This is a genomic window from Wolbachia pipientis (assembly GCF_023661085.1).
Classification (GTDB): domain Bacteria; phylum Pseudomonadota; class Alphaproteobacteria; order Rickettsiales; family Anaplasmataceae; genus Wolbachia.
In genome coordinates this window covers 1-4343 of sequence record NZ_JAHDJT010000112.1, presented here as the reverse complement: position 1 = coordinate 4343, position 4343 = coordinate 1, and the positions used below count along the sequence as shown (strand labels likewise).

General features: G+C 35.8%; 4 protein-coding genes. 1 reads left to right on the top strand and 3 read right to left on the bottom strand.

The window, feature by feature from the left end:
- Positions 1-233: 233 nt before the first annotated feature.
- Positions 234-1664, top strand: a complete 1431-nt coding sequence (gatB, locus tag DM84_RS05075) for an Asp-tRNA(Asn)/Glu-tRNA(Gln) amidotransferase subunit GatB (protein WP_250778837.1) — start codon at positions 234-236, stop codon at positions 1662-1664.
- Between the two features lie 49 nt (positions 1665-1713).
- Here the strand turns inward: gatB and rho are convergent, their stop codons facing one another.
- The 3 genes from rho to DM84_RS05060 all read right to left on the bottom strand — a co-directional run bounded on the left by rho (position 1714) and on the right by DM84_RS05060 (position 4187).
- Positions 1714-3129, bottom strand: coding sequence for a transcription termination factor Rho (rho, locus tag DM84_RS05070; protein WP_410543777.1), 1416 nt, complete (start codon positions 3127-3129; stop codon positions 1714-1716).
- Between the two features lie 204 nt (positions 3130-3333).
- Positions 3334-3921, bottom strand: coding sequence for a cell cycle transcriptional regulator TrcR (locus DM84_RS05065; protein ID WP_250778835.1), 588 nt, complete (start codon positions 3919-3921; stop codon positions 3334-3336).
- Between the two features lie 110 nt (positions 3922-4031).
- Positions 4032-4187: a hypothetical protein gene (locus DM84_RS05060; protein WP_250778833.1), complete on the bottom strand. Its 156-nt coding sequence runs from the start codon at positions 4185-4187 to the stop codon at positions 4032-4034.
- Positions 4188-4343: the final 156 nt, after the last annotated feature.

Below are 4343 nucleotides of genomic sequence, written 5' to 3'. Positions count from 1 at the left end.
AAATATGCTAAGTTTTTTTCTCATTTAATCTGCACAGACTGAAGATAAATAATAGTTTCAACCTTATAATAATGGGTTTGGAGGAATTTGTCAAGTAGTTTTTGCATTCTTGGTACACACTGCTCTTAAATCACAGGTTAAAAAGTTAAGATAAAGGTATAAAAACATGAGTTTTGTTTTGACTTTTTGTGCTAATTTTGCAGAATATTGAGATTATCACTTGGATTGAATGCATGACAAAAGAGAATTGGGAGGCGGTAATTGGGCTTGAGGTGCATGCTCAGGTCTCTTCTAAGGCAAAGCTATTTTCTAGTTCATCAACTGAGTTTGGTGCTGAACATAATACTCAAGTTTCCCTGGTTGACGCAGCAATGCCAGGCACATTGCCAATACTAAATTACTACTCCATAGAGCAGGCAATACGCACCGGTCTCGCGCTTTCTGCGGAAATTAATAAGTGTGCTTACTTCGACCGGAAAAATTATTTTTATCCTGATTTACCGCAAGGTTATCAGATAACTCAGTTCTTTGAGCCGATAGTTAGAAACGGTAGAGTTTTTATCAACAATAATGAAAAAGAAATAAGAATTGCGAGAATTCATCTGGAGCAAGATGCAGGAAAGAGCGTTCATGAAGAGAGCGAGACTTATGTGGATTTAAACCGCGCAGGGGTTGCTTTAATGGAAATTGTTTCGAAGCCGGATCTTCGGTCATCTGCAGAAGCTGCAGAATTTATGAAAAAATTGAGACAGATTTTACGTTACATTGGCTCATGTGATGGTGATATGGAGAAGGGATCACTTCGTTGTGATGCAAATGTTTCTGTGCGTCCAAAAGGCAGCAGCACATTTGGCACTCGTTGTGAAATAAAAAACCTAAATTCAATACGTTATATTACGCAGGCTATAGATTATGAAATACAAAGGCAGATTGAAATTTTGGAAAGTGGGGGAGAAATAAGTCAAGATACCTTATTGTTTGATGTCGCTTTGGGAAAAACAAAAGTGATGCGAAATAAAGAAGATGCAAGCGATTACAGGTATTTTCCTGAACCTGATTTGTTGCCTGTTGAAATAAGCCAGGACAAAATCGATCTTATCAAGTCATCTTTGCCTGAGTTGCCAGACCAAAAGAAGCTGCGATATATTAAAGAGTTAGGTATCAACGAATACGATGCAGACGTCATTACTTCCGATAAGGCAATTGCTGATTATTTTGAAGAATTGATAAAAAAGCACGATTCAAAGCTCGCCGTTACTTGGCTCACTGTGGAACTTTTTGGTCGTTTGAATAAAGCAGGTATTGATATTGTGAGCTCTCCGATCAAAGCAAACGCCTTGTCCGAGCTCTTGGATTTCATCGTTGATGGAACAATTTCTGCTAAACTTGGCAAGCAAGTTTTTGATATTATGTTTGAAACTGGCAAATCGGCGTCTTTAATTATAGAAGAGCAGGATCTAAAGCAAATAACCGATAAAGGTCAAATATCTGAAGTTATCAACAAGATCATTAATGATAACCAAGATAAAGTTCAAGAGTACAAAAGCGGTAAAACAAAATTATACGGATTCTTTGTTGGCGAAGTCATGAAACTTACAAAAGGAAAAGCTAGCCCTGATGTTGTGAATTTGATCTTAAGTGAAAAGCTAAAATTGAATTCCTAAATTTTATCTCACTGGAGGGGCAAAAAACTTTGCCCCCTGACGTTGACATTTAATTGTTCATAGAGTTAAAAAAGTCAGCATTACTCTTTGTTAAAAGCAATTTATCGCGTAAAAACTCCATTGCTTCAACAGATCCCATAGGATTGAGTATCCTACGCAACACCCATATCTTATTCAATATAGCCTTATCAATTAATAGCTCCTCTTTTCTAGTTCCAGATTTTGTAATGTCAATAGCTGGAAATATTCGCTTATCAGCAAGTTTTCTATCAAGTATAACCTCAGCATTACCCGTACCTTTAAACTCTTCAAAAATAACTTCATCCATTTTTGACCCAGTTTCTACAAGAGCAGTAGCAATTATTGTCAAAGAACCACCATTTTCAATGTTGCGAGCTGCTCCGAAAAAGCGTTTTGGTCTCTGCAGCGCATTTGAATCTACACCACCAGTTAGAACTTTTCCAGACGAAGGAATAACTGCATTATAAGCGCGTGCAAGACGGGTTATAGAGTCGAGCAAAATTACAACATCCTTTTTATGCTCAACCATTCTTTTAGCCTTTTCTATTACTATTTCAGCAAGCTGTACATGGCGGTAAGCAGGCTCATCGAATGTAGAACTCACTACTTCGCCCTTTACAGAACGCATCATATCTGTCACTTCTTCAGGTCTTTCATCTATAAGCAATACTATTAATTCTATTTTTGGATGATTTGTAGCTATAGAATGAGCCATTTGCTGGAGCAATATCGTTTTTCCTGTGCGGGGTGGAGCAACTATTAATGCTCTTTGTCCTTTTCCAAGAGGCGCAACTATATCCGCAGCTCGCATACTTATATCTTTTTTATTATCTACGCAGCTGTTGTTTTCAAGAATCAACCTTTCTTCAGGGTAAAGAGGAAGCAAGTTGTCAAAGTGGACGTATTTTCTCAGTTCACTTACTTCAGTAGAGTTTATACTTTGAACCTTAGTTAAAGTAAAATATCTTTCCTTATCACTAGGTGGCCTGATTTCCCCACATACCATGTCCCCTGTACGCAAATTGAACTTTTTTACCTGTCCATTGGAAATATACACATCGTCAGTACTCGGAGCATAATTAGCACTTGCTGAGCGTAAAAAACCAAAACCATCAGGTAATATTTCTACTATTCCGCTTCCTGTAGTAGTGCCTCCTTCTTCGCTCATTTTCTTCATTAAGCTGAATATCATCTCCTGTTTCAGCATTCTGCCATTACCTTTACCATTAGTTGAAATTTTCCTTTCTTCAGCTAGATCCAATAATTCTTCTGCTGTTTTTTTTCTCAGTTCACTCAGATCTAGTGCTTTTCTGTTTTCTTTTACACCTTCATTTGTTGTTTGTTTTACCATATCGTTGTTGGAAATTTGCTCACTCGTTTTTGCTGATTCTAATTCAGCTGCAATCTTTTCTTTTGCTAAAACATCTGCATTGATTGTTACCATAGTCCTCCAAAAATTTTAATTGATGCTTACTAACCTGAAATGTGACTACAAGATAATAATTAGGCTAAACTAATCTTTAGGAAGTATTAAACTCAATTGCTATTAAGCCACATACTTTACCTACCATTATACCAGTAAACACTGACAAGTCAAGTTAATTTAATATTAATAAGATATGAAAATAGATAAACAACTTGAGAGACTTTAATAATTTTCCTTTATATTCCTTAACCTTTCTTGTTTCTCTTCTTTTATTTTTGCTTTTTCTATTTCTGTTTCTAAATTTTCTTGACTGCATAAGCCGAGCAGTACAGGATCTTGAGGTTTTATATTTTGCATATTATAGTGAGACCCATCCCTTACCTGCTCCACTGTACAATTTGTTGTACTAATCAATTTAGCTATAACATTATTGTCCAAAATAGGAAACTTTTTTATTAAATAATAAATCGCATCAGGTTTATCTCTACGCCTTGCCGGAGAAGCAAGGCCGGAAGCATTGCCGATTGATTTACTCCTTTTTTTTACATTTTTTGCAATCAAACTTGGGATACGACTTGGGTTTTTTTTACAGTTATCAATTTCTTTTTCAGTTATTATTCCAGAAATAATAGGATTAAATCTTTCAACATCTATTTCCTCATCAGCTATATTTTGCACTTCTTCAAGAGCTAACTTACAACATTGCGCTATTTGATTAAAAGTTAAAGCAGTATTGTCTACTAGCCAAGCAGCAATTTGCATGAGAAATTGTTTATTTTTATCATTGCCCTTAGAAAGTTCTGTTGACATCAAAAAGCATCTCCCATTTTTTTTAATATTCATTATCGTTATTTAGAGCTAAAATATAAGCTATTAAAATTAAAAAAGCATTAATTTTGTCACTGAATAGATCTCTTGCATTATGGTAGGGAGTTTTTAGGAGAAACGCAGGTGAACGCCGCAGAATGCTTGACGCTGGAATCTAATGTCACTTTATAGTGGCGTTTCCAGGTAGTCTTTTTTTTCATCTCAGCATCTCTTTTTCTTGCTATCCAAGTATCCCCTCCTTCTGTCATCCCAGTGCTTGACACTGGGATCTAGTTTCTATAAAATGGTGCATTTTAACATAACGTTTATACTCACTAACCTAATAAAATTCTTAGATTCCAACGTCACGCGCACAGCTGTACGAACATTAATTATGGAAAAGAAAAAAGATAATAATCGTAGAT

What these genes read in the sequence shown, in the direction of transcription:
- DM84_RS05065 (WP_250778835.1), bottom strand. Translation starts at nt 3,921, where the DNA reads ATGTCAACAGAACTTTCTAAGGGCAATGATAAAAATAAACAATTTCTC.
- DM84_RS05060 (WP_250778833.1), bottom strand. Translation starts at nt 4,187, where the DNA reads ATGACAGAAGGAGGGGATACTTGGATAGCAAGAAAAAGAGATGCTGAG.
- rho (WP_410543777.1), bottom strand. Translation starts at nt 3,129, where the DNA reads ATGGTAACAATCAATGCAGATGTTTTAGCAAAAGAAAAGATTGCAGCT.
- gatB (WP_250778837.1), top strand. Translation starts at nt 234, where the DNA reads ATGACAAAAGAGAATTGGGAGGCGGTAATTGGGCTTGAGGTGCATGCT.